Genomic DNA, 23,393 nt, shown 5'->3' on the forward strand with positions numbered 1-23,393 from the left:
TATCACTCGTCGAGGAAGGAGCGCAGATGCTCGCTTCGCGTCGGGTGGCGCAGCTTGCGCAGCGCCTTGGCTTCGATCTGACGGATCCGCTCACGGGTCACGTCAAACTGTTTGCCGACTTCTTCGAGCGTATGGTCGGTGTTCATGTCGATACCGAAACGCATGCGCAGTACCTTGGCTTCACGGGCAGTAAGGCCGGACAGCACTTCGCGGGTCGCTTCTTTCAGGCTCTCAACAGTGGCGACATCGATTGGCGACTGCATGGTCGAGTCTTCGATGAAGTCACCCAGATGGGAGTCTTCGTCATCACCGATCGGGGTTTCCATGGAGATCGGCTCTTTGGCGATCTTCAATACCTTGCGGATCTTGTCCTCAGGCATTTCCATGCGTTCACCCAGCTCTTCCGGGGTCGGTTCGCGACCCATTTCCTGCAACATCTGGCGGGAAATGCGGTTGAGCTTGTTGATCGTCTCGATCATGTGCACCGGAATACGGATGGTGCGGGCCTGGTCGGCGATCGAGCGAGTGATCGCCTGACGGATCCACCAGGTGGCATAAGTCGAGAACTTGTAACCACGACGGTATTCGAACTTGTCCACCGCTTTCATCAGACCGATGTTGCCTTCCTGGATCAGATCGAGGAATTGCAGGCCACGGTTGGTGTACTTCTTGGCGATGGAGATCACCAGACGCAAGTTCGCTTCAACCATCTCTTTCTTCGCGCGGCGGGCTTTCGCCTCACCGATCGACATGCGACGGTTGATGTCCTTGATCTCGGCGATGGTCAGGCCGGTCTCGGTTTCCAGCGCGGTCAGCTTCTGCTGGCAACGGATGATGTCCGGTTGCACGCGGGCAATGGCTTCGGCGTACTTGCTCTTGCCTTTGGCCAGGGCGTCGGACCAGCTTTCGTCGACTTCGTTGCCAGGGAACTGACGCAGGAAATCGGCGCGTGGCATACGTGCATCACGCACGCACAGTTGCATGATCGCGCGCTCTTGCTGACGCAGACGATCCAGGGCACTGCGAACACGCTCGACCAGTGCTTCGAATTGCTTCGGCACCAGTTTGATCGGCATGAACAGCTCAGCCAGAGCCAACAGTTCGGCAATTGCCGCCTTGTTGTGACGACCGTGCTTTTTCAGAGCCTTGCGGGTGATTTCCATCTGGTCGGCGACAGCACCGAAGCGCTGTGCGGCAATGACCGGATCCGGACCGCTTTCGGCTTCTTCTTCGTCATCGGAAGCTTCGGCGTCATCGTCCTCGGAGTCGTCATCCGCTTTCGCCGCTTTCGCGTCGATCGGCGGTGGTACTTCGGCGGCAGGCGGCGCAATACCGTCATCCGGGTCGATGTAACCGCTCAGAACGTCGGACAGGCGACCACCTTCGGTGGTGACGCGAGTGTACTCGGAGAGAATATGGTCAACCGTGCCAGGGAAGTGCGCGATGGCGCTCATCACTTCACGGATGCCTTCTTCGATACGCTTGGCGATTTCGATTTCGCCTTCACGAGTCAGAAGCTCGACCGTACCCATTTCACGCATGTACATGCGCACCGGGTCAGTGGTGCGACCGATATCGGTCTCCACCGCCGCCAACGCAGCGGCTGCTTCTTCCGCAGCGGCCTCGTCGGTATCGGCGTCGGCCAGCATAAGGGCGTCCGCATCCGGAGCACTCTCGTGTACGGGGATCCCCATGTCGTTAATCATGCGGATGATGTCTTCCACCTGCTCCGGATCTGAAATATCCTCGGGCAGGTGGTCGTTGACCTCGGCGTAAGTCAGATACTTCTGCTCACGACCCAGTTTGATCAACTCAATAATACGAGACTGCTGTTGCGCTTTTCCGGACATAACACCCTATCCACTGAAGGTCTTGGCGGGCAAAAAACAAGCCGAGGATTATACCTGAGCTATGACCTCACGCGCCAGTTGAGGTCGGGTTTGATGCGGAAACATTGCGACTTAAAAGGTCGCGCAGTTGATTTTTCTCTTCGGCGCTCAGTTCGCTTTGACGCGCTTTCCTGAGCAGTTGTTCCAGATTTCGCTCGCGTTGGCGGGCTGACAAGCTAGTAATGGTGTCGAAAAACTGTTGTTCAAGGTTGTCTCCGTCAATCAGCCATTCCTTTTCCGCCAGCGCCTTGAGCAGGCGACCCTGTTCGGTTCCGTGCCATCGCGCGATCAACTGAAATGAGTTTAGCTTGGGATTCTTCTGCACGGCTTCGAGCAGTGCCACCAGCAGCTGTGCGTTGGTCTGGTTCTCGTCCGCGAAGTGCCCGGCGTCCTCGACCTTTTCCGCCAGTTGCGGGTGATGCAGCAAGGTTCTCAGAGCGGCCAGGGTCGGAGGTTCGACGGCGGCCGGCACGCGTGGGGCACGCGGCTGATCGCGATCACCGCCACGCTTGCCATTTTTGTCCCACGGTTTCTTGTCCCATTTCTTGCCGCCGGCGCCGGTTTTTTTCGGCGTCCATTCCTGCTGCGGCACATACATGTCCTGTGCCTGCGGCTGATGGTAGTCGCTGTAGTCCGGCATGGCGTCGTAATCGATGCCCGGGTCGTAGGCCGGCGGTGCTTCCTGAGGAGCGCTCTGGGCCAGCTGGCTGACGCTTTCGCTGCTCAGACCGGTGATCTCGGTCAGGCGCTGGCGCATCAGGATGCGCAGATTGGCGCCTGGGACCTTGTCGATCAATGGTGCTGCGAGGGTGGCCATGTGGGCCTTGCCCTCCAGCGAACGCGGGTCGGCTTCTTCGGTCAGTTGCTGGAAGAAGTAGTCCGCCAGCGGCTGTGCGTGCTGATTGATCCGGGCGCGGAAGGCGTCTGTGCCTTCGGCGCGAATCAACGTATCCGGGTCTTCGCCTTCAGGCAGAAACAGAAAGCGTGCACGGCGCCCGTCCTGCAGGCAGGGCAGTGTGGCTTCGAGTGCGCGCCAGGCGGCATTGCGGCCAGCCTGGTCGCCGTCAAAGCAAAACAGTACGTTCGGCACTACGCGAAACAGACGCTTGAGGTGTTCTTCGCTGGTGGCGGTGCCGAGTGTCGCGACGGCATTGCGCAGGCCTTGCTGGGCTAGAGCGATGACATCCATATAGCCCTCGACGACGATGATTTCGTCGAGGTTGCGATTGTTCTTGCGGGCTTCGTACAGGCCGTAGAGTTCCTGGCCTTTATGGAAGACCGGGGTTTCCGGCGAGTTCAGGTACTTTGGCTTGTCGTCGCCGAGCACTCGACCGCCGAAAGCAATGATCCGTCCACGGGTGTCGCGGATCGGGAACATCACGCGATCGCGGAAGCGGTCATAGCGTTTACCGGTTTCGGCGTTCTCGATCAGCAGGCCGGCGTCGATCATGGCTTTCTGCTGCAAAGTGTCGCTGCTCAAGTGTTTGAACAGGTTGTCCCAGCCCGGCGGTGCGAATCCGAGACCGAAGTCCCGGGCGATTTCGCCGGTCAGGCCACGACCCTTGAGGTAATCCACTGCTGCCTTGCGTGCCGGGTGGCTCTTGAGCGCCTGCCGATAAAAGTCGGCAGCCGCGGTGAGCAGCGGGTACAGCGGTGAATCGGTCGGCTGGCGCGGCTTGTTCGAGCGGCCGCCTTCTTCTCGCGGCACTTCCATGCCGGCGGCCTTGGCCAGATCTTCGACGGCCTGGGGGAAGTCCAGATTGTCGTGATCCATGAGAAAGCCGAGGGCGTTGCCGCCGGCGCCGCAGCCGAAGCAGTAATAGAACTGCTTGTCGGGGCTGACGCTGAATGACGGGGTCTTCTCTTTATGGAACGGGCAGCAGGCGGTGTAGTTTTTACCGGCCTTCTTCAATTGCACGCGCGAGCTGACCACGTCGACGATGTCGGTGCGGTTCAGAAGGTCGTCAATGAAGCTCTGGGGAATCAGCCCGGCCATGGCGTTCTCGTCTGCGCTGTAATGGATCCGATGCGAAAGTCTGCCGGACGCGGGTCATTGAGTGATGCGCGCACGTGGTGCGGCTCGACCGGTGTCGTTTGCGTAATCGCTGTCGGGAAGTGTATCTGCCGAAAATCCACTGACGTTAGTACTCATCAGTCTTCGACTATTCGAAAATGTTGCGCTGAATCCGCTGACGGCCGGCAATCGGCCTCGGATAGCTCATGAAGCGGGCACGCAAGCAGGTGCCTTGGGCTGATCGTCGTAAGAGGAATCAGTGGGTGTGCTCGTCAGTAGCCTTGAAAGGCTCGTCAGAAAAGACGTGCACCGCTGGCAAAAGAGCCAGGCCTGACGCGGTGAAGCGGGTTTGTCTCGGTCGCATCTGCGGCTTCGACGGTGAAGCATCAAGCGTTTTACGCAAATGCCATTAGCCCGGCTGAGGGCCGGGCTTGGCAGAAGCTTGCTACGATCGTCTGTGTATTAGTACAGACGAACGGCGCGGCGCTGTTCGCGCTGAACTTTCTTGGCGTGACGCTTAACAGCAGCAGCTGCCTTGCGCTTACGCTCAGAAGTTGGCTTCTCGTAAAATTCGCGGCTACGAACTTCAGCCAGTACACCGGCTTTTTCGCAGGAGCGCTTGAAACGACGCAGAGCTACGTCGAAGGGTTCGTTCTCTTTAACTTTGACGGCTGGCATCCAGAGCTACCTTCATTCATTACCGGGGTCAACATCCTCGCGGCAAAAGAGCACTTGAAGACGTCGGTTTTTAAGGGTTGCGGATGTTAACCCCTCATCGCTCGGAATGCAAAGCCTCTGATCGAAAACCGCTGGTCGGGGCATCACGCGGCGACTATTATGCGCGCCTTCGAATTCAGCCTAAACAAGGCGCAAACCCATGCTAGTACTGGGATTAGAAACTTCCTGCGACGAAACCGGCGTCGCTTTATACGACAGTGAGCGCGGCCTGCTGGCCGACGCGTTGTTCAGTCAGATCGACCTGCACCGCGTCTATGGCGGCGTGGTACCGGAGCTGGCCTCGCGCGATCACGTCAAGCGCATGCTGCCTTTGATCCGTCAGGTGCTGGCCGAAGCCGGCTGCGTGCCGACCGAGATCGACGCCATCGCCTACACCGCGGGTCCCGGCCTGGTCGGGGCGCTGCTGGTGGGGGCCTCATGCGCCCAGGCGCTGGCGTTTGCCTGGGGCATCCCGGCGCTCGGCGTGCATCACATGGAAGGCCATTTGCTGGCGCCGATGCTGGAGCCAAAACCGCCGGAATTCCCGTTCGTCGCTTTGTTGGTCTCCGGTGGTCATACGCAGCTGGTTCAGGTCGATGGCATCGGCCAATACAGCCTGCTCGGCGAGACGCTGGACGATGCCGCGGGCGAAGCTTTCGACAAGACTGCAAAAATGATGGGCCTGAATTACCCGGGCGGACCGGAAATCGCCAAGCTGGCAGAGAAGGGCGTCGCAGGACGTTTCACCTTCCCGCGTCCGATGTGTGATCGCCCGGGCCTGGATTTCAGTTTCAGCGGCCTGAAGACCTTCGCTCTCAACACCTGGCAGCAGTGCGTCAGCGCCGGGGACGACAGCGAGCAAGCCCGTTGCGACATCGCGCTGGCGTTCCAGCAGGCCGTGGTGGAGACTTTGACCATCAAGTGCAAGCGCGCCCTCAAGCAGGCCGGCATGAAGCGTCTGGTGATCGCCGGCGGCGTCAGTGCCAACAAGGCGCTGCGTGTTTCGCTGGAGAAGATGCTCGGCGACATGAAGGGCGATGTGTTCTATGCCCGTCCCGAGTTTTGCACCGATAACGGCGCGATGATCGCGTTTGCCGGTTGCCAGCGTTTGCAGGCTGGTCAGCAGGAGAGTCTGGCGATCAGCGTGCAGGCGCGCTGGCCGATGGAGCAGTTGTCGGCGCTGTGATGAGTGGCGCTCACGTGCGGTATTTAAAAATGCCGTTCGCGCCCGGCGAACAGGTCGCGTAGATTGCCCCGGTGGCGCCAGACGATCAGCAGTGTCAGCGTGCTCATCGGCAACAGCGCTGCCGGTTCCTGCCATGCCAGCAACGGTAGGGTCAGCGGAGTGGCGATCAACGCTGCCAGCGAGCTGGTGCGGGTCAGGTAGAACGTCAGCAGCCAGGCGCACACGGCCAGCAGCGCAGCGGGTGGATACAGGCCCAGCAGCATGCCGGCCGCCGTGGCAACGCCCTTGCCACCGCGAAAGCGGAAGTACAACGGGAACAGGTGACCGATCACGGCGCAGACGCCGATCCACGCCTGATCCTGCAGCGAAAGGCCCATTGCCGAAGCGATCAGCACCGGCAACAGACCTTTGCACAGATCACCCAGCAGGGTCAGGATCGCGAGTTTGCGTCCGGCCAGGCGCAGCATGTTGGTGGCGCCGGCATTACCCGAGCCACTCATTCGCGGATCCGGATTTCCGGTCAGGCGGCTGAGCAAAATGGCGAAGGACAGAGAGCCGAGCAGGTAGGCGAGGATCGCCAGTAACCAAAACATGCTAACTATTCCGGGCGAGGACGCCCTGATTCTAACGGCGCATTGCGCCCTTGTCGTGCAGCGGAGAAAAGTGCTTGGACAGAGTGTTTATCGAGGGCCTGGAAGTCGACACCGTGATCGGTGCCTACGACTGGGAGCGCGGCATCCGACAGTGCCTGCGTCTTGATTTGAGCTTCGCCTGGGACAATCGCCCGGCCGCCGCCGGTGACGACCTGACCCTGGCGCTCGATTACGCCAGTGTGTCCACACGAATCCAGGCCTTTGCCGAGCAATCCCAGTATCAACTGGTCGAGACCTTCGCCGAACGTCTGGTTGAAGTGCTGATGAATGAATTCAAGATCACCTGGGTGCGCCTGAAGCTGACCAAGCCAGGTGCCGTACCGGCCGCCAAGGGTGGTGTGGGTGTGGAGATCGAGCGCGGATGCCGCTGACCCAGATCTATCTCGGGCTCGGTAGCAATATCGAGCGCGAAACCCATTTGCAGGCCGGTCTGGATGCCTTGTCCACGTTTCTGGTGGATATACGCTGTTCGCCTGTGTTCGAAAGCCAGCCGGTGGGAATCAAGAGCGGGCCGTTCTTCAACTTCGTGGTGTCGGCGTTCACCGATCTGCCGTTGATCGAGCTGGATCGCCGCTTGAAGTTCATTGAAGCGGACAACGGTCGCTATGCGCCGGATCGCAAGGGCTTGCCGCTGGATATCGACGTGTTGCTGTACGGCGATCTGGCCGGCAACTTCGACGGGCTGATCCTGCCCCGGGCGGAAATCCTGAAAAATGCCTTTGTGCTGTGGCCGCTGTCTTTGATTGCGCCGGATCGGGTACATCCCGGTGTAGGAAAAAGCTTTGCCACATTGTGGGCTGAAGCGCAGATCGATCAGGTGCTGGCACCGGTCGGATTTGAATGGCGCGGTACTCAGCTCACGCCTTCAGGTCTGGCTTGAACGGTTTGATCCGCCCTGGCGAGGGCGGATCAAATGTTTTCAGGACGCCGCCGATTCCTTGTAAACCTTCAGCGCCTTGAGCCGTTCGCGCTTGAGTGCCTCGCCCAGTTCCGGGCCTTTGAATCCCTTCTCCAGCAACGGCTGCACTGCCACGCCGCGCGCCACATTGGCCGCGCCGCGCAGGTAATCCGCCTGTGGATAACTGCGCTGCTCAAGCCCTTTGCGGCCTCGAGCATCCATCTCGCACGCGACGATGAATTCTTCGAAACGCTGCGGCCGACGGTAAACGTCAAAGCTTTGCAGCAACTCGAGCAAGGTCGAAGCCTTCAGCTCCAGAGCGCGATGTCCGTGGGTGTGATATTGGCCGACCAGCAAGGCCAGTTCCTGACAGTCCTTCGGTGCCTTGAAGCGCTCGTTGACCGCTTTGATCAACTTCAGGCCTTTGTGCTCATGGGCGATGTGTCGTGGCCATTCCTCCTCTGGAGTCAGGCCTTTGCCGAGGTCGTGCAGCAGGCAGGCCCAGCGCACGGTCAGCGGCTGCTTGTGCAGGGCTGACTGCTCAAGCACGCTCAGGGTGTGGATGCCGCTGTCGATTTCCGGGTGATGGGCTTCCGGTTGCGGCACGCCGAACAAGGCATCGACCTCTGGCATCAGCACCTTCAGGGCGCCGCAATCGCGCAGCACCTGAATGAAAACCTGGGGCTGATCTTCCATCAGTGCGCGGGAAATCTCCTTCCAGCTGCGTTCGGCCGTAAGGGCTTCCAGCTCACCCGATTCGCTGAGCTGACGCATCAGCTCCAATGTCTCGGGCGCCACCTTGAAACCAAGCTCCGCGTAGCGGGCAGCAAAGCGCGCAACGCGCAGAACCCTGAGCGGATCTTCGGCAAACGCGGGGGAAACGTGGCGCAGAATCCGTTCTTCGAGATCGCGCTGGCCGTGGTAGGGGTCGGTCAGATTTTGCTGATCATCCTCAGCCATGGCGTTGATCGTAAGGTCACGGCGGATCAGGTCTTCTTCAAGTGTGACCTCGGGGCTGGCGTGAAAGGTGAAACCACCATAACCGCGACCGCTCTTGCGCTCGGTGCGGGCGAGGGCGTACTCCTCGCCGCTTTTCGGGTGAAGAAAAACCGGGAAGTCCGCGCCGACCGGGCGAAACCCCTTGGCGAGCATTTCTTCTGTGGTCGCGCCGACCACCACCCAATCGATATCGGTGACCGGGTTGCCCAGCAGGCGATCACGTACCGCACCGCCGACCTTGTAAATCTGCATAAAAAACCTCCGTTGGCCCGACAGGATAACCCTTGCGCCGGACTTTCGGAGGTTTCAACGGGATCAAAGATGAATGACGGCCAGGTCGAGTCGACCGTAATCCCCCTCACTGTGTTCGCTACGAGGCGGAACGTGATGGGTCTTCATGATCTGGTCGCCTTGCAGGGTTTCCAGATGAATGTCGAAGCCCCACAACCGGTGCAGGTGTTTCAGGACCTCCTCGGTGGAATCGCCCAGCGGTTTGCGGTCGTGTTGCTGGTGGCGAAGAGTCAGCGAGCGGTCGCCGCGGCGGTCGATGCTGTAGATCTGCACGTTCGGTTCGCGATTGCCGAGGTTGTATTGCGCTGCGAGCGTTTCGCGAATGATCCTGTAGCCGCCCTCGTCATGGATCGCAGGCACCAGCAGATCGTCCTTCTGGTCGTCATCGAGAATGCTGAACAGTTTCAGGTCGCGGATCACCTTGGGTGACAGGTACTGCAGGATGAAGCTCTCATCCTTGAAGCTGCTCATGGCGAACTTGATGGTCGACAGCCAGTCGCTGCCGGCGATTTCCGGGAACCAGCGGCGGTCTTCTTCCGTAGGCTCTTCGCACATGCGCCTGATGTCGCGATACATCGCAAAACCCAACGCATACGGGTTGATGCCGTTGTAATAAGGGCTGTCGAACCCCGGCTGGAACACCACGCTGGTGTGGGACGTCAGGAACTCCATCATGAAGCCGTCGGTCACCAGGCCTTCGTCGTACAGGTCGTTCATCAGCGTGTAGTGCCAGAACGTCGCCCAGCCTTCGTTCATCACCTGGGTCTGGCGCTGTGGATAGAAATACTGGGCGATCTTGCGCACGATCCGCACGATCTCGCGCTGCCAGGGTTCCAGCAGCGGGGCGTGTTTCTCAATGAAATACAGGATGTTTTCCTGCGGTTCGGCCGGGAAGCGCGCGTTGTCCTTGTCGCTGTACTTGTCCGCGCCTTTGGGAATGGTGCGCCACAGGTCGTTGATCTGTTTCTGCAGATGTTCTTCGCGATCCTTCTGCCGACGCCGCTCTTCCTCGGCGGAAATCGGGTACGGACGTTTGTAGCGGTCGACACCGTAGTTCATCAGGGCGTGGCAGGAATCGAGCAGATCCTCCACGGCATCAATCCCGTGGCGCTCCTCGCACTGCATGATGTACTGCTTGGCGAACACCAGGTAATCGATGATCGAACTGGCGTCGGTCCAGGTGCGGAACAGGTAGTTGCCCTTGAAGAAGCTGTTGTGGCCATAGCACGCGTGCGCGACCACCAGTGCCTGCATGCAGATGGTGTTTTCTTCCATCAGGTACGCGATGCACGGGTCCGAGTTGATCACGATCTCGTACGCCAGCCCCATCTGCCCGCGGCTGTAGGATTTCTCGGTGCTGAGGAAGTGCTTGCCGTAGGACCAATGGTGATAGCCCAGCGGCATGCCGACCGAAGCGTAGGCGTCCATCATCTGCTCGGCGGTAATCACTTCGATCTGGTTGGGGTAGGTATCCAAAGCATAACGGGCCGCGATACGGGCGATTTCACGGTCGTACGTCTGGATCAGCTCGAAAGTCCATTCCGAGCCTGTGGAAATGGGTTGGCGCTTCTGCTCTTTGGCGGTCTTGGCGGTCATGTCACTAACCTGCGCTGGAAGAGTTCACGGAAGACCGGATAGATATCCCCGGCCGAGACCAGTTGCTGCTGGGCAAAAGTGTCGGAAAAGGCTTCGGCGATGCGTTCGTACTCGTACCACAAGGCCTGATGTTCGCGCGGGGTGATCTCCACGTAAGTGTAGTACTGCACGAACGGCATGATCTGGTTGATCAGGATGTCGCGGCAGATCGGCGAATCGTCGTTCCAGTTGTCGCCGTCGGAAGCCTGCGCGGCGTAGATGTTCCATTCATTGCTCGGATAGCGCTCGGCCATGATCTCCTGCATCAGTTTCAGGGCGCTGGAAACGATGGTGCCGCCGGTCTCGCGGGAATAGAAAAACTCCTCTTCGTCCACTTCGCGGGCGCTGGTGTGGTGGCGGATGAACACCACGTCGATCTTGTCGTAGTTCCGCTTGAGGAACAGGTACAACAGGATGAAAAACCGTTTGGCGATGTCCTTGGTCGCCTGGGTCATGGAGCCGGAAACGTCCATCAGGCAGAACATCACGGCTTTCGAGCTGGGGTTTGGCTGCTTGATCAGCAGGTTGTACTTGAGGTCGAAGGTGTCGAGGAACGGCACCCGATGGATGCGCGCACTGAGTTTCTCGATTTCTGCCTCGAGATCCTGAATGTCGCCGAAGTTGTCGGGTTCTTCGCGTTTGAGTCGCGCCAGTTCCTCTTTGACCTCGCGCAGTTTGGCACGGCTGCTGCCCGAGAGCGCGATGCGCCGGGCGTGGGCCGAACGCAGGGTACGGATGATGTTGATCCGCGACGGGTTGCCCTCGTTGCTGATCCCCGCACGTACGGTCTTGAAGGTGTCGGTGCCGGTCAGGTTGCGCTTGACCAGGTTGGGCAGTTCGAGGTCCTCGAACATGAATTCGAGGAATTCTTCCTGGGTGATCTGGAAGACGAACTCGTCCATGCCTTCGCCGGAGTTGCCGGCCTTGCCCGGCCCTCGGCCTCCGCCGCCTCCCGGCGGACGGGCGATGTGTTCGCCAGCGGTGAATTCCTTGTTGCCGGGGTGAACCACGGTCTGCTTGCCGCCGCGACCATGGTGAAGCACCGGTTCGTCGATATCGCGACCGGGAATGCTGATCTGCTCGCCGTGTTCCATATCGGTGATGGAACGCCGGCTGACCGCCTCTTCGACAGCCTTCTTGATGTGGTCACGGTAACGCCGCAGGAAGCGCTGACGGTTCACCGTGCTCTTGTTCTTGCCATTGAGACGTCGGTCGATCACATAGCTCATGACTGCTCCTTAGAAGCTGTCCTGCAAAGGGGCGAGCGGTCATGCAGCATTGAACCGAATGCCAAGGGACGTACACGCTCCCCCAAGCGCTTTGGGTGCTGCCTGAACCTCGCTACCGCCTTTCGAACACCTTCCAGAGGCCTGTGTAGCAGAAAATGCAGGCACAGGCCTCGGGCTGACGACAACCGGTCTGACCGGCCGCGGTTTACTGTGATTTTCTGACCCGCAGGTACCACTCGGAGAGCAGTCGTACCTGTTTGTCGGTGTAGCCGCGTTCGACCATTCGTGTAACGAAGTCGTTGTGCTTCTGTTGATCCTCTTTGCTGGCCTTGGCGTTGAAGCTGATGACTGGCAGCAGGTCTTCGGTGTTCGAGAACATTTTCTTCTCGATGACCACCCGCAGTTTTTCGTAGCTGAGCCAGGTCGGGTTCTTGCCGTTGTTGTTGGCCCGGGCGCGCAGCACGAAGTTGACGATTTCGTTTCGGAAATCCTTCGGATTGCTGATGCCGGCCGGTTTCTCGATTTTTTCCAGCTCCTCGTTGAGGGCGACGCGGTTGAGGATCTCGCCGGTTTCCGGATCGCGGTATTCCTGATCCTGAATCCAGAAGTCCGCATACAGCACGTAGCGGTCGAAGATGTTCTGGCCGTACTCGCTGTAAGACTCGAGGTAGGCGGTCTGGATCTCCTTGCCGATGAATTCGATATAACGCGGTGCCAGGTACTCTTTCAGGTAGCGCAGATAGCGTTCCCGGGTCTCGGCCTGGAACTGTTCCTGTTCGATCTGCTGTTCCAGCACGTAGAGCAGGTGTACCGGGTTGGCGGCGATTTCATGGGGATCGAAGTTGAAGACCTTGGACAGGATCTTGAACGCGAACCGGGTCGACAGACCGTTCATGCCTTCGTCGACGCCCGCTGCATCGCGGTATTCCTGGATCGACTTGGCCTTCGGATCGGTGTCCTTGAGGTTTTCGCCGTCATACACCCGCATCTTGGAGTAGATGTTGGAGTTTTCCGGCTCTTTCAGGCGTGACAGCACGGTGAACTGCGCCAGCATCTTCAAGGTGTCCGGCGCGCAATGCGCCTTAGCCAGGGAGCTGTTGAACAGCAACTTGTCGTAGATCTTCACCTCGTCACTCACACGCAGGCAGTACGGCACCTTGACGATGTAGATCCGGTCGATGAAGGCTTCGTTGTTCTTGTTGTTGCGGAAGGTGTGCCACTCCGATTCGTTGGAGTGGGCCAGCAGGATCCCGGTGAACGGAATCGCGCCAAGGCCTTCGGTACTGTTGTAGTTGCCTTCCTGGGTGGCGGTCAGCAATGGGTGGAGCACCTTGATCGGTGCCTTGAACATCTCGACGAATTCCATCAGGCCCTGGTTGGCCCGGCACAGCGCACCGGAGTAGCTGTAGGCGTCGGCGTCGTTCTGCGGGAATTCTTCGAGTTTGCGGATATCGACCTTGCCCACCAGCGCGGAGATGTCCTGGTTGTTTTCGTCACCCGGTTCGGTCTTGGCCACGGCGATCTGGTTGAGGATCGACGGGTACAGTTTGACCACACGGAACTGGCTGATGTCGCCGCCGAATTCGGCCAGGCGCTTGGTGGCCCATGGCGACATGATGGTGTTCAGGTAGCGCCGTGGAATGCCGAAGTCTTCTTCGAGGATCGCGCCATCTTCGGTGGCGTTGAACAGACCCAGTGGCGATTCGAATACCGGCGAGCCCTTGATCGCATAGAAGGGCACTTTTTCGATGAGCTGTTTCAGCTTCTCGGCCAGGGACGACTTGCCGCCGCCGACAGGGCCGAGCAGATAAAGGATCTGTTTCTTCTCTTCCAGGCCCTGAGCGGCATGACGGAAATACGACACGATCTGGTCGATGCATTCTTCCATGCCGTGGAAGTCTTCAAAGGCCGGATAGCGACGGATCACCTTGTTGGAAAAGATGCGCGACAGTCTCGAGTTGGTCGAGGTGTCGAGCAGTTCCGGTTCGCCGATGGCCAGCAATAGACGCTCGGCGGCGGAAACGTAGGCACTGCGATCCTTTTTGCACAGTTCCAGGTACTCCTGCAGGGAGAATTCTTCCTGGCGTGTGGACTCGAAGCGTTGTTGGAAGTGGCTAAAGATACTCATGACGTCACCTCGCTCGATACGTGGAGCCGACGCCGGATCACTCAGTCGATGCTGGCAAGCAGCTGCGATGGCAGCTGTTGTTTACCCCCCAGAACACTTTCGCGATCGACAATCGCGAAAGTCACTCCCGATGACCCGTGCGCCGGTGTACCGGCTCTCCCCTGTTTTGGATGGCCTGGGCTTAAGGATAGTTGGGAATTCGGGAGGTAAAGGCGAGATACGTAATTAGTTGTGGCAGACCGTTCGTCTGCCACCGCGCAAGCCCGCGGGAGCCGGGGCCTGCACGTTACAAAAAAATTATTCGGAGGTGCCTTGCGCGGTTTCCGCAGGAAAAGTCGTACGCCACAGTTCGAAGCCGCCGTCCATGCTGTAGACGTTGGAGAAGCCTTGGCTCACGAGGTACGCCGCAGCACCCTGGCTCGAGTTGCCGTGGTAGCAGACCACGACGGTGGGTGCATCGAGGTCGGCGCCCTGGATGAAAGCATGGAGGGAATGATTATCCAGATGCTTCGAGCCGCTGATGTGCAGTGCGGCAAATGTTGCCGGGTCACGGACGTCGACGACCACAGCACCTTGCTCGCGCAGGGCCTGGGCCTGTTCCGGGGGGATACGTTTGAATTCGCTCATGGCGGGCTCCTGTGGCTCGGCTGAAAACGCAGTCTAGCGCGGGGCGCTGACGGGAGAAGATTCGGTGATCAGTGGCGCGACGCTGGGCAGTACGGCCCCATGCTCGTCGCATTTGCATGACAGGCGTTCGCCGCTGTCGACGTTCATCAGGGTCAGGCTGCCGCCCCATACGCAACCGGTGTCGAGGGCCGAGATGCCGGGCTCGTGAACGTTGCCTTCCAGTGCCGCCCAGTGACCGAAAATGATCCGCAGACCACGGGTCTTGCGTTCCTTGTGCTGGAACCAGGGCTTGTAGCCCGGCGGCGCGGTGTCGAGGCCTTCCTTGCTCTTGAGGTCGAGCTTGCCTTCGGCGGTGCAGAAACGCATGCGGGTGAAGTAATTGGTGATGACTCGCAGGCGTGTCACGCCTTTGAGGTCGCTGTCCCATTTCGCCGGCTCGTTACCGTACATGCCGTCGAGAAAGGGTGGAAGCAGGTTGTCGTCACGCAGCGCGGTCTCGACTTCTTCAGCGTACTTGAGCGCCTTGCGCAGCGACCATTGCGGCGGGATACCCGCGTGCACCATGGCCACTTCGCGTTGTTCGTCGTAGTGCATGAGTTTCTGCTGGCGCAACCATTCCATCAGTTCGGCGCAGTCCGGCGCTTCAAGGATTTCACGCAGCGTGTCGGACTTCTTCATGCGCTCGATGTTCTTCGCCGCTGCCAGCAAGTGCAGGTCGTGATTACCGAGTACGCAGACCAGCGAGTCGCGCATGCCATAAAGGAAGCGCAGGGTTTCCAGCGATTGGGGGCCTCGGTTGACCAGATCACCCACCAGCCACAGGCGATCCAGAGCCGGGTCGAACGCCACCTGCTTGAGCAGGCATTTGAGCGGTTCGAGGCAGCCTTGCAGGTCGCCGACGGCATAGGTCGCCATCAGTGCAGGGCTCCGGGAACGGCGAGGCGGAAGGGCTTGATGATCGCATCGAAATGCTTGCCGTCGTCGGCGACCATTTCGTAAGTGCCCTGCATGGTACCGACCTTGGTGGTCATCACCGTGCCACTGCTGTAGGTGTGGCTTTTACCGGCGCCGATCAACGGTTGCTGGCCGACCACGCCGGCGCCGCGCACTTCTTCGACATGCCCGTCGCCATCGGTGATCACCCAGTGGCGCGACATCAGGCGGGCCGGTTGCTCGCCATTGTTCTGCACGGTGATGGTGTAGGCGAAGGCAAAGCGCTCGTGCTCGGGTTGCGATTGGTCTGCCAGATAGTGGGTAACGACACTGACATCGACCTGGTAGCGAGGATCGGACATGCAAAAGGCCTTAAAAACGAAGCGGGACGCGGGGCGTAGCTGATTGGGATTCAGTCTAGGCAAGTATCGGGCAGTAGACCAGAGTTGGCGTCCCGCCCGATAGCGATCATTGCCGGTCAGTCGGCTTCAGGCGCCTTTGCCGGCTGTTCGGCGAGCTTGTCGGCCAAGCGCACGAACGCGGCCAGATCGAGTTGCTCCGGTCGCAGGCTGCCATCGACGCCGGCGGCTTCGATTTCGGCGTTGCTCAGCAACTGCTTGAGGGTGTTGCGCAGGGTCTTGCGACGCTGGTTGAAGGCTTCACGCACCACCCGCTCGAGCAGGCGATGATCCTTGGCCGGATGCGGCAGTACGGCGTGCGGTACCAGGCGGACGATCGCCGAGTCGACTTTCGGCGGCGGATTGAATGCGCCCGGGCCGACGTTGAACAGATGCTCGACCCGGCAATGGTACTGAACCATGATCGACAGACGGCCCCAGTCACCGCCACCCGGACCTGCGGCCAGACGCTCGACCACTTCCTTCTGCAGCATGAAGTGCATGTCGCGGATGATGCCGGCGTTGTTCAGCAGGTGGAAAATCAGCGGTGTGGAGATGTTGTACGGCAGGTTGCCGACCACGCGCAGGCTGTTCGGCGCAGCGTTCAGGCTGTTGAAATCGAACTTCAGCGCATCGCCCTGATGCAGGTTGAAATTGCTCTTGTTGGCAAACTGCTGGTTGAGGATCGGGATCAGATCCTTGTCCAGCTCCACCACGTCCAGCTGTGCGCCGGAGTTGAGGATGCCGGCAGTCAATGCGCCCTGGCCCGGGCCGATTTCCAGCATGCGGTCGCCGGCCTTGGCGCTGATGGAGCGCAGGATGCGGTCGATGACGCCGGCATCGTGCAGGAAGTTCTGGCCAAAGCGTTTGCGCGCCTTGTGTTGGTATTGCTCGGTCATAAACGGGTCTCGGCCATCTGGTAGGCGGTTTCCAGGGCGACTTTCAGGCTGCCGGTGTCGATCTTGCCGCTGCCGGCCAGATCCAGGGCGGTGCCATGGTCGACCGACGTGCGGATGATCGGCAGGCCCAGGGTCACGTTGACCGCGGCGCCGAAGCCTTTGTATTTCAGTACGGGCAGGCCCTGGTCGTGGTACATCGCCAGCACTGCGTCGCAGTGCTCCAGATATTTGGGGGTAAACAGAGTGTCGGCAGGCAGCGGGCCACGAAGGTCCATGCCCTCGCCGCGCAGGCGCTCCAATGTGGGTTCGATGATGTCGATTTCTTCATGGCCCAGGTGTCCGCCTTCACCGGCGTGCGGGTTGAGCCCGCAGACCAGGATACGCGGTTGGACGATGCCGAATTTTTGTTGCAGATCGGTGTGCAGAATCCGCGTGACCCGCTCCAGCCGCTCGGGCGTGATCGCATCGGCGATGTCGCGCAAGGGCAGGTGAGTGGTGACCAGCGCCACGCGCAAACCGCGGGTCGCGAGCATCATTACCACTTGGGCGGTGTGGGTCAGGTCGGCGAGAAATTCGGTGTGGCCGGAAAACGCGATGCCCGATTCGTTGATCACGCCTTTGTGCACCGGGGCGGTGATCATTCCGGCGAAGTCGCCGTTCAGGCAGCCGTTGCCGGCGCGGGTCAGGGTTTCGAGGACGAATGCGGCGTTGGCCTTGTCCAGTTGCCCGGCGACCACGGGGGCGCTGAGCGGGGTGTCCCAGACGTACAGGCTGTTGGCGGGCGCCGGTGCGTCCGGCCAGTGGTCAGGCGCCACTTCCAGCAAGCTGACGGCCAGCCCCAGCTGCGCGGCCCGCTCTTGGAGCAGGTCGCGGCTGGTGATGGCAATCAGGGGGTGTGGCTGGGCTTGCGAAGCGAGCAGCAGGCACAGGTCGGGACCGATGCCGGCCGGTTCGCCGGGTGTCAGCGCGAAACGCTTGGGTTTCACTGCGCTGCCTGGTCTGCACCAGGGAGTTTGATCTCTACGTACGCTTCGTCACGGATCTGACGCAGCCAGGTTTGCAGCTCTTCGTCGTATTTGCGGTTACGCAGTACGGTCATCGCTTGCTGCTCACGGGCCTGTTCGGTGCTATCGGTGGCGCGACGGCCAAGGACTTCCAGAACGTGCCAGCCGTACTGGGTCTGGAACGGCTTGGACAGCTGGCCTTGTGGGGCCTTGGCCATCACGGCGCGGAATTCCGGTACCAGTGCGTTCGGGTCGATCCAGTTCAGGTCGCCGCCGTTGAGGGCAGAACCCGGGTCTTCCGAATACTTCTTGGCCAGTTCGGCGAAATCTTCACCGGCTTCGATGCGGTTGTAGAGCGATTGGGCCAGCTCCTTGGTCTTGGCTTCGTCGCGAACCGGACTTGGCTTGACCAGAATATGGCGCACATGCACTTCGTCACGCATCTGGCTTTCGCCACCACGTTTTTCCAGCAGCTTCAGGATGATGAAACCACCCGGAGTGCGTGCCGGTTGAGTGATTTCGCCAGTCGCCATGCGGCTCAGTTCACGGTCGAACGGCGGTGGCAGTTGAGCGGCTTTACGCCAGCCCATATCGCCGCCTTCCAGCGCGTTGTCACTGGCGGAGTTGGCCACGGCCATCTGGCCGAAGTCAGCACCTTGCTTGAGCTGCTGGTAAACGTCCATCGCCTTGCGTGCGGCACTCTGAATTGCTTCGGAGTTCGCGCTTTCCGGGGTCGGAATCAGGATGTTGGCCAGGTGCAGTTCTTCGGACAGTTGCATCTTGCCCAGGTCGGAGGCGAGGAAGTTCTTCACTTCCTGTTCCGATACCTGGATGCGTTCGGCCACACGGCGCTGGCGTACACGGCTGATGATCATTTCGCGGCGGATCTGCTCGCGAGCGTCTTCATAGGAGAGGCCGTCACGGGACAGGGCAATGCGGAACTGCTCCGGGGTCATGTTGTTGCGCTGGGCAATGGTGCCCACAGCCTGGTTCAGTTCCTCATCGGTGATGCGGATACCGGAACGCTCGCCGATCTGCAGTTGCAGGTTTTCGACGATCAGGCGCTCGAGCACCTGTTGGTCCAGCACGCCCGGAGGTGGTAAACCGCCGCCACGCTTGGCGATGGTTTGCTGAACTTCGTGGACGCGTTGATCCAGCTGGCTCTGCATGACTACGTCGTTGTCGACGATGGCCACCACTTTATCGATGGACTGCACCGCGGCGTTGGCCGCGGTACCCAGGAACAGCGCGCCCAGCATCAGCGGGCGCAGACAATCAGAAAGCTTGGTCTTCACGTTGACGATAACCTTGGATGCCTTTGTCGAGGAAGCTCTCTACCTTGGCGCCGGTGAGGCCGCCGAGTCCCTTCAGAACAATTTGGAGGAAGACGCCGTGGTCGCCTTTTTCGTTTTGCGGAGCTTCCTGACTGAATTCGTCGTAGGAAACCCAGTAACGGTTGATCAGGCGCAGTTTCCAGCAGCAGTTGTCGTACTCGAAACCACCGAAGGCTTCCAGTGTACGGTTGCGGTTGTAGTCGTACTGCCAGCGGCTGATGGCGCTCCATTGTGGAACGATTGGCCAGATGACCGAGAAGTCATGCTGCTGGATCTTGTAGTAGTCCTTCACGTAGCCAGGTTGACCCGGCGTGCCGTAGTCACCGCCGCCCACCGACCACTTGCCGGTGTTCTGGTCGTAACGAACCTGGTCGTTGCGATAGCGGTAGCCGACGTTGACCACCTTGTTCGGGTTGTCTTCAGGCTGGTAATGGAACATCGCGCTGCCGGAACGCGGGCTGTGGCTGTCCGGATCCCAGTTGTAGTCGGCAGTGGTGCGCCAGTCGCGGTTCCAGCGGTATTCGTATTCCAGTGCATAAGGCGAAACACTGGACTTGGCGTCGTCGCGATCGTTGAACGCGATACCCGGAAGTTGAACCTTGCGATCCTTGAAGTACAGCGCCTGGCCGACACTGATGCGTTGACGTTCGAAGCCGTCGTCTTCGATCCAGCGACTGGTCACGCCCAGCGACAGCTTGTTCTCGTCGCCGACACGGTCGGAGCCGGAGAAGCGGTTGTCACGGAACAGCGACGCGTAGTTGAAGGTGTACTCGCTGGTGTCGAATACCGGAATGTCTTCCTGGTCCACCTCGGGTACATAGAGGTAGAACAAGCGCGGTTCCAGGGTCTGACGATAGTTCTTGCCAAAGAAGGATGTGTTGCGGTCGAAGTACAGGCCACCGTCAATGCTGGCGATAGGTACGCCGCGGTTCTGGTTGCTGTCGAACTTGCCGAACAGTTTCTGGTTCTCCGGCGACAACGCGGCGATATCCGACTTGCCTTTGCTGTCCAGATCCAGTTGATACTGCGTGTACTGGTACTTCAACGATGGTTTCAGGAAACCATAGGTCCAGTTCATTGGCAGGCTGACGCCTGGTTTCAGATTCAGACGGTCGCCATTGGCGCGAGCGAGGCCGAACACGTTGTTGTCGAGGCGAGGCTCGGTTGTGCCGTCTTCGTTCGTGAAATCGCCATTTTTCAGATCGCGATCGAAACGAACGATCTCGGTCTCGTAATCGAAATCCAGTCCTTCCGGATGATACGGCAGCTGGCCATTGAAGGTGATTTGCGGCAGGCGGTCATACGGTGTGATGTTCGATACGGTTGCCAGCTGATACGCCTGGGCATTCAAACGGGCGGTATAGCTGTCGCCACGATAGGTGACCGAGCCCTGCTGGTTCACGTAGTCGGCACTTTTCACGCCGATCTGGTCGGTCTGCAGATCCTGGAAGTAATAAGGATCGCTGATCTTGGTGTAGTCCACCTGGGTGAGCACGCGGGAGTCGAGACCACCCTTGTGCTGCCAGTTGTACATGTAGCGAGTCTTGTCGTAGTCGGTCTGGCCCTTGCGCTCGTCGTCCTCGTCGTTGAGATACGCTGCGCCGAACTGACCTTCGCTCGACTTGGTCAGGTAACGGAATTCGCCTTCCATCAACATGCCGCGCTTGCTCATGTAGCGCGGATACAACGTGGCATCGTAGTTCGGTGCCAGGTTGAAGTAGTACGGGGTCACCAGCATGAAGCCGGTGTCGCTGCCGGTGCCGATGGTCGGCGGCAGGAAACCCGACTGACGACGATCGTCGATCGGGAAGTAGATGTACGGCGTGTACAGGACAGGAATGTCCTTGACCCGCAGCGTCACGTTGGTCGCGGTACCGAAGCCGGTGGCAGGGTTCAGGGTGATGTTGTTGCCCTTGAGCTGCCAGGCGTTGCTGTTCGGTTCGCACGTGGTGTACGTGCCGTCCTTCAGACGGATGATCGCGTTTTCGGCACGCTTGGCGTACAGCGCGTTACCGCGGATGCGCGACTTGTGCATGACGTATTCGGCGTTGTCGACCTTGGCTTCACCGGTGTCCAGCTGCACATCGGCGTGGTCGCCGACGATCAGTGCACCGTTGTCGCGAATGCGCACGTTGCCCGCCAGTTCGCCACGGCTTTCGGCCTGATACAGGTTGGCCTCGTCGGCTTCGACCTGCATGCTGCCCTGACGCATGACCACGTCACCGGCGAGACTCGCGACCTGCGAATCCTGCTGGTAACGCGACGCTTTGGCGCCGATGAAGGTCGGGGCGTCACTTTTATTCGTCTTGTCATTCATGCCAGGACGAATCGGTTCGATATAGGAACCAGAGCAGTAAGGACCGGTCTCGGCCAGTTGGGCGGCAGTGAGCTTCTCGCGCGGAACCCAGTCGAGGTGACTGTAGTCTTCGCTACGGGATTTCAGGCCACGGCCCTTGGACTCGGTCACCAGTACCGGCTTGGGCCCGGACTCCGCAGTGGAGCCGCTCTCGGCCGGGGCTTCGCCAGCGGCGCTGACGGCACTGCCGTCGTGCACGGGACGCGGCGGCAAGGCAGCGGCCGGCGTCTTCGGCGAGCAGGCCCAGCCTCCCGTTGCCGAGACGGCGCAGTCATACTGCTCGGCGGCAACAACGAATGAACTGGCCAGAGGTTGCATAGCCAGCAGACTGCCGGTTACCAACAACGGAAATTTTTTACGAAACGCGGGGGATTTCAATGCCATCTTATTAGTCCGGGCTTCCTGCGTGCCATCTGCCCGCGGTGTGGGCCGCACGCCTCTCGATGGTCTGAAAAAGATGCTGGATAATAAAGCATGACCCGCTTGACGGCTAGCGCCGTCGGAGACCCTTGCAATGCCTGATCAAGATGTACGCTTGCAACACCTGAAAGTTTGGCTCGATGAACAGTTGGCAACCCTTTTTGCAGATCAGGGCTGGGGAGCCGTACCCCCGGCCACGTTGACCGCGGCCAGCAGCGACGCGAGTTTTCGTCGGTATTTCCGTTGGGAAGGCGCGGGTCGCAGCTTCGTCGTGATGGACGCGCCGCCACCTCAGGAAAACTGCAAACCGTTCGTGGATATCGCCTTTTTGCTCGCGAAATCCGGCATCAACGTGCCGAAAATTTATGCAGAAGACCTCGAACGCGGGTTTCTTTTGCTCAATGACTTGGGCAACAAGACCTATCTGGGCGTGATCGACAGCGAAAATGCCGACGCGTTATTCAGTGATGCCCTGCAAGCGCTGCTGGCTTTTCAGCAGTTGCCGATGGTGGCACCGCTGCCGAGCTATGACGTCGCGTTGTTGCGCCGCGAGCTGGAACTGTTCCCCGAGTGGTACGTGAAACGCGAGCTGGGCGTCGAGTTCGATGCAACCCAACAGCAGCAGTGGCAAAAGGTCAGCGATCTGCTGATCGACAGCGCCCTGGCCCAACCGAAGGTCTTGGTGCACCGCGACTACATGCCACGCAACCTGATGCTCAGCGAGCCAAATCCCGGCGTGCTGGATTTCCAGGACGCCGTGTACGGCCCGGTGACCTACGACGTGACCTGCCTGTTCAAGGACGCCTTCCTCAGCTGGCCTGAAGAGCGTGTGCGCGGCTGGCTGGAAAGCTACTGGCAGCAGGCGTCGGCGCTTAACATCCCGGTGCAGCCGGACTTCGAAGAGTTCCTGCGCGCCAGCGACCTGATGGGCGTGCAGCGCCATCTGAAAGTCATCGGCATCTTCGCCCGCATCTGCCATCGCGATGGCAAGCCGCGTTACCTCGGCGATGTGCCGCGTTTCTTCTCCTATATAGAAGCGGTCATCGCGCGCCGTCCCGAGCTGGCGGATCTGCAGGCACTGTTCGCCAGCCTGCGTGGTGGAGTGACGGCATGAAGGCAATGATTCTGGCGGCCGGCAAAGGCGAGCGCATGCGCCCGCTGACCCTGACCACCCCCAAGCCGCTGGTGCGCGCCGGTGGCGTGCCGCTGATTGAATATCACCTGCGAGCCCTCGCAGCGGCCGGTTTCAATGAGATCGTGATCAACCATGCCTGGCTGGGACAGCAGATCGAAGATCATCTGGGCGATGGTTCGCAGTTCGGCGTGTCGATCCAGTACTCGCCAGAGGGCGAGCCACTGGAAACCGGCGGCGGAATTTTCCGCGCCTTGCCGCTGTTGGGCGACGACGCGTTTCTGGTAGTCAACGGTGACATCTGGACCGATTACGACTTCAGCGTGCTGCATCAGCCGATCAGCGGCCTGGCACATCTGGTGCTGGCGGACAATCCGGCCCATCACCCGACCGGCGATTTCACCCTGACCGACGGCCAGGTGCGTGATGGCCAGGCCGATGCGGCGACCCTGACCTACAGTGGCATCGCCGTACTGCATCCGCAGTTGTTCGACGGCTGCAGCGACGGCGCTTTCAAACTGGCGCCGCTGTTGCGTAAAGCCATGGCGGACGGGCAGGTAACCGGCGAGCGGTTGAAAGGTCACTGGGTCGATGTCGGCACGCACGAGCGTCTGGCCGAAGCTGAAGCCTTGATAGAAGCGAGTCGCTGAT

The 23,393-nt window shown here is 60.0% G+C and carries 20 protein-coding genes; 5 read left to right on the forward strand and 15 right to left on the reverse strand.

What is annotated here, in order from left to right; all coding sequences use genetic code 11:
* Window positions 1-2: 2 nt before the first annotated feature.
* From rpoD to rpsU, 3 genes are all read right to left on the reverse strand, one after another.
* On the reverse strand, window positions 3-1,850 hold the full coding sequence (rpoD, locus tag L6D82_RS06560) for an RNA polymerase sigma factor RpoD (RefSeq protein WP_102685691.1): 1,848 nt from the start codon (window positions 1,848-1,850) through the stop codon (window positions 3-5).
* 67 nt (window positions 1,851-1,917) lie between these two features.
* A complete protein-coding gene (gene dnaG / locus L6D82_RS06565) occupies window positions 1,918-3,885 on the reverse strand; it encodes a DNA primase (protein WP_085746595.1) in 1,968 nt (655 codons plus the stop codon).
* A gap of 480 nt (window positions 3,886-4,365) precedes the next feature.
* Complete coding sequence (rpsU, locus tag L6D82_RS06570; protein ID WP_002551877.1) at window positions 4,366-4,581, reverse strand: 30S ribosomal protein S21; 216 nt, start codon at window positions 4,579-4,581, stop codon at window positions 4,366-4,368.
* 199 nt (window positions 4,582-4,780) lie between these two features.
* On the opposite strand from rpsU, the gene tsaD reads away from it, so the two are divergent.
* The gene (gene tsaD / locus L6D82_RS06575; protein ID WP_102685690.1) at window positions 4,781-5,806 is read left to right on the forward strand and encodes a tRNA (adenosine(37)-N6)-threonylcarbamoyltransferase complex transferase subunit TsaD; all 1,026 of its coding nucleotides are present in this window, start codon (window positions 4,781-4,783) and stop codon (window positions 5,804-5,806) included.
* A 23-nt stretch (window positions 5,807-5,829) separates the two neighbouring features.
* Here the strand turns inward: tsaD and plsY are convergent, their stop codons facing one another.
* Window positions 5,830-6,399 carry a glycerol-3-phosphate 1-O-acyltransferase PlsY gene (gene plsY, locus L6D82_RS06580; RefSeq protein WP_007959895.1) on the reverse strand — a complete coding sequence of 190 codons (570 nt, stop codon included), beginning with the start codon at window positions 6,397-6,399 and terminating at the stop codon, window positions 5,830-5,832.
* A 74-nt stretch (window positions 6,400-6,473) separates the two neighbouring features.
* Between plsY and folB the strand changes: the two genes are divergently transcribed.
* Window positions 6,474-6,830 carry a dihydroneopterin aldolase gene (gene folB, locus L6D82_RS06585; RefSeq protein WP_011336216.1) on the forward strand — a complete coding sequence of 119 codons (357 nt, stop codon included), beginning with the start codon at window positions 6,474-6,476 and terminating at the stop codon, window positions 6,828-6,830.
* Window positions 6,821-7,339, forward strand: a complete 519-nt coding sequence (gene folK / locus L6D82_RS06590; protein WP_039768074.1) for a 2-amino-4-hydroxy-6-hydroxymethyldihydropteridine diphosphokinase — start codon at window positions 6,821-6,823, stop codon at window positions 7,337-7,339. The genes folB and folK overlap by 10 nt, the downstream gene beginning before the upstream one ends.
* 39 nt (window positions 7,340-7,378) lie before the next feature.
* Here folK and L6D82_RS06595 read toward each other — a convergent pair whose 3' ends face one another.
* The 11 genes from L6D82_RS06595 to L6D82_RS06645 form a co-directional block, all read right to left on the reverse strand.
* Window positions 7,379-8,608 carry a multifunctional CCA addition/repair protein gene (locus L6D82_RS06595; RefSeq protein WP_085746592.1) on the reverse strand — a complete coding sequence of 410 codons (1,230 nt, stop codon included), beginning with the start codon at window positions 8,606-8,608 and terminating at the stop codon, window positions 7,379-7,381.
* Between the two features lie 63 nt (window positions 8,609-8,671).
* Window positions 8,672-10,243 (reverse strand): SpoVR family protein, encoded by a 1,572-nt coding sequence (locus L6D82_RS06600; RefSeq protein WP_011336213.1) that lies wholly within the window; start codon window positions 10,241-10,243, stop codon window positions 8,672-8,674.
* Window positions 10,240-11,511, reverse strand: a complete 1,272-nt coding sequence (locus L6D82_RS06605; protein WP_007959907.1) for a YeaH/YhbH family protein — start codon at window positions 11,509-11,511, stop codon at window positions 10,240-10,242. The genes L6D82_RS06600 and L6D82_RS06605 overlap by 4 nt, the downstream gene beginning before the upstream one ends.
* Window positions 11,512-11,716: 205 nt before the next feature.
* Window positions 11,717-13,639: a PrkA family serine protein kinase gene (locus tag L6D82_RS06610; RefSeq protein WP_007959909.1), complete on the reverse strand. Its 1,923-nt coding sequence runs from the start codon at window positions 13,637-13,639 to the stop codon at window positions 11,717-11,719.
* A 297-nt stretch (window positions 13,640-13,936) separates the two neighbouring features.
* Entirely contained in the window at window positions 13,937-14,266 is a 330-nt protein-coding gene (gene glpE, locus L6D82_RS06615) for a thiosulfate sulfurtransferase GlpE (protein WP_102685688.1), read from the reverse strand.
* Window positions 14,267-14,299: 33 nt separating this feature from the next.
* A complete protein-coding gene (locus tag L6D82_RS06620) occupies window positions 14,300-15,181 on the reverse strand; it encodes a symmetrical bis(5'-nucleosyl)-tetraphosphatase (protein ID WP_102718001.1) in 882 nt (293 codons plus the stop codon).
* Entirely contained in the window at window positions 15,181-15,561 is a 381-nt protein-coding gene (gene apaG / locus L6D82_RS06625) for a Co2+/Mg2+ efflux protein ApaG (protein WP_064380341.1), read from the reverse strand. Before apaG ends, L6D82_RS06620 begins: the two co-directional genes overlap by 1 nt.
* Before the next feature lie 116 nt (window positions 15,562-15,677).
* Window positions 15,678-16,496, reverse strand: coding sequence for a 16S rRNA (adenine(1518)-N(6)/adenine(1519)-N(6))-dimethyltransferase RsmA (rsmA, locus tag L6D82_RS06630; RefSeq protein ID WP_085746589.1), 819 nt, complete (start codon window positions 16,494-16,496; stop codon window positions 15,678-15,680).
* Window positions 16,493-17,482, reverse strand: a complete 990-nt coding sequence (pdxA, locus tag L6D82_RS06635; protein ID WP_236188422.1) for a 4-hydroxythreonine-4-phosphate dehydrogenase PdxA — start codon at window positions 17,480-17,482, stop codon at window positions 16,493-16,495. The genes rsmA and pdxA overlap by 4 nt, the downstream gene beginning before the upstream one ends.
* Complete coding sequence (locus tag L6D82_RS06640; RefSeq protein ID WP_236188423.1) at window positions 17,479-18,795, reverse strand: peptidylprolyl isomerase; 1,317 nt, start codon at window positions 18,793-18,795, stop codon at window positions 17,479-17,481. Before L6D82_RS06640 ends, pdxA begins: the two co-directional genes overlap by 4 nt.
* Entirely contained in the window at window positions 18,776-21,574 is a 2,799-nt protein-coding gene (locus L6D82_RS06645) for an LPS-assembly protein LptD (protein WP_236188424.1), read from the reverse strand. Before L6D82_RS06645 ends, L6D82_RS06640 begins: the two co-directional genes overlap by 20 nt.
* 130 nt (window positions 21,575-21,704) lie before the next feature.
* Here L6D82_RS06645 and L6D82_RS06650 point away from each other — a divergent pair, with 130 nt between their 5' ends.
* Entirely contained in the window at window positions 21,705-22,724 is a 1,020-nt protein-coding gene (locus L6D82_RS06650; protein WP_236188428.1) for an aminoglycoside phosphotransferase family protein, read from the forward strand.
* A complete protein-coding gene (gene murU, locus L6D82_RS06655) occupies window positions 22,721-23,392 on the forward strand; it encodes an N-acetylmuramate alpha-1-phosphate uridylyltransferase MurU (protein WP_236188429.1) in 672 nt (223 codons plus the stop codon). Before L6D82_RS06650 ends, murU begins: the two co-directional genes overlap by 4 nt.
* Window position 23,393 lies beyond the last annotated feature (1 nt).

Origin of the sequence: Pseudomonas paraglycinae (genome assembly GCF_021601625.1) — a bacterium.
Lineage (GTDB): Bacteria > Pseudomonadota > Gammaproteobacteria > Pseudomonadales > Pseudomonadaceae > Aquipseudomonas > Aquipseudomonas paraglycinae.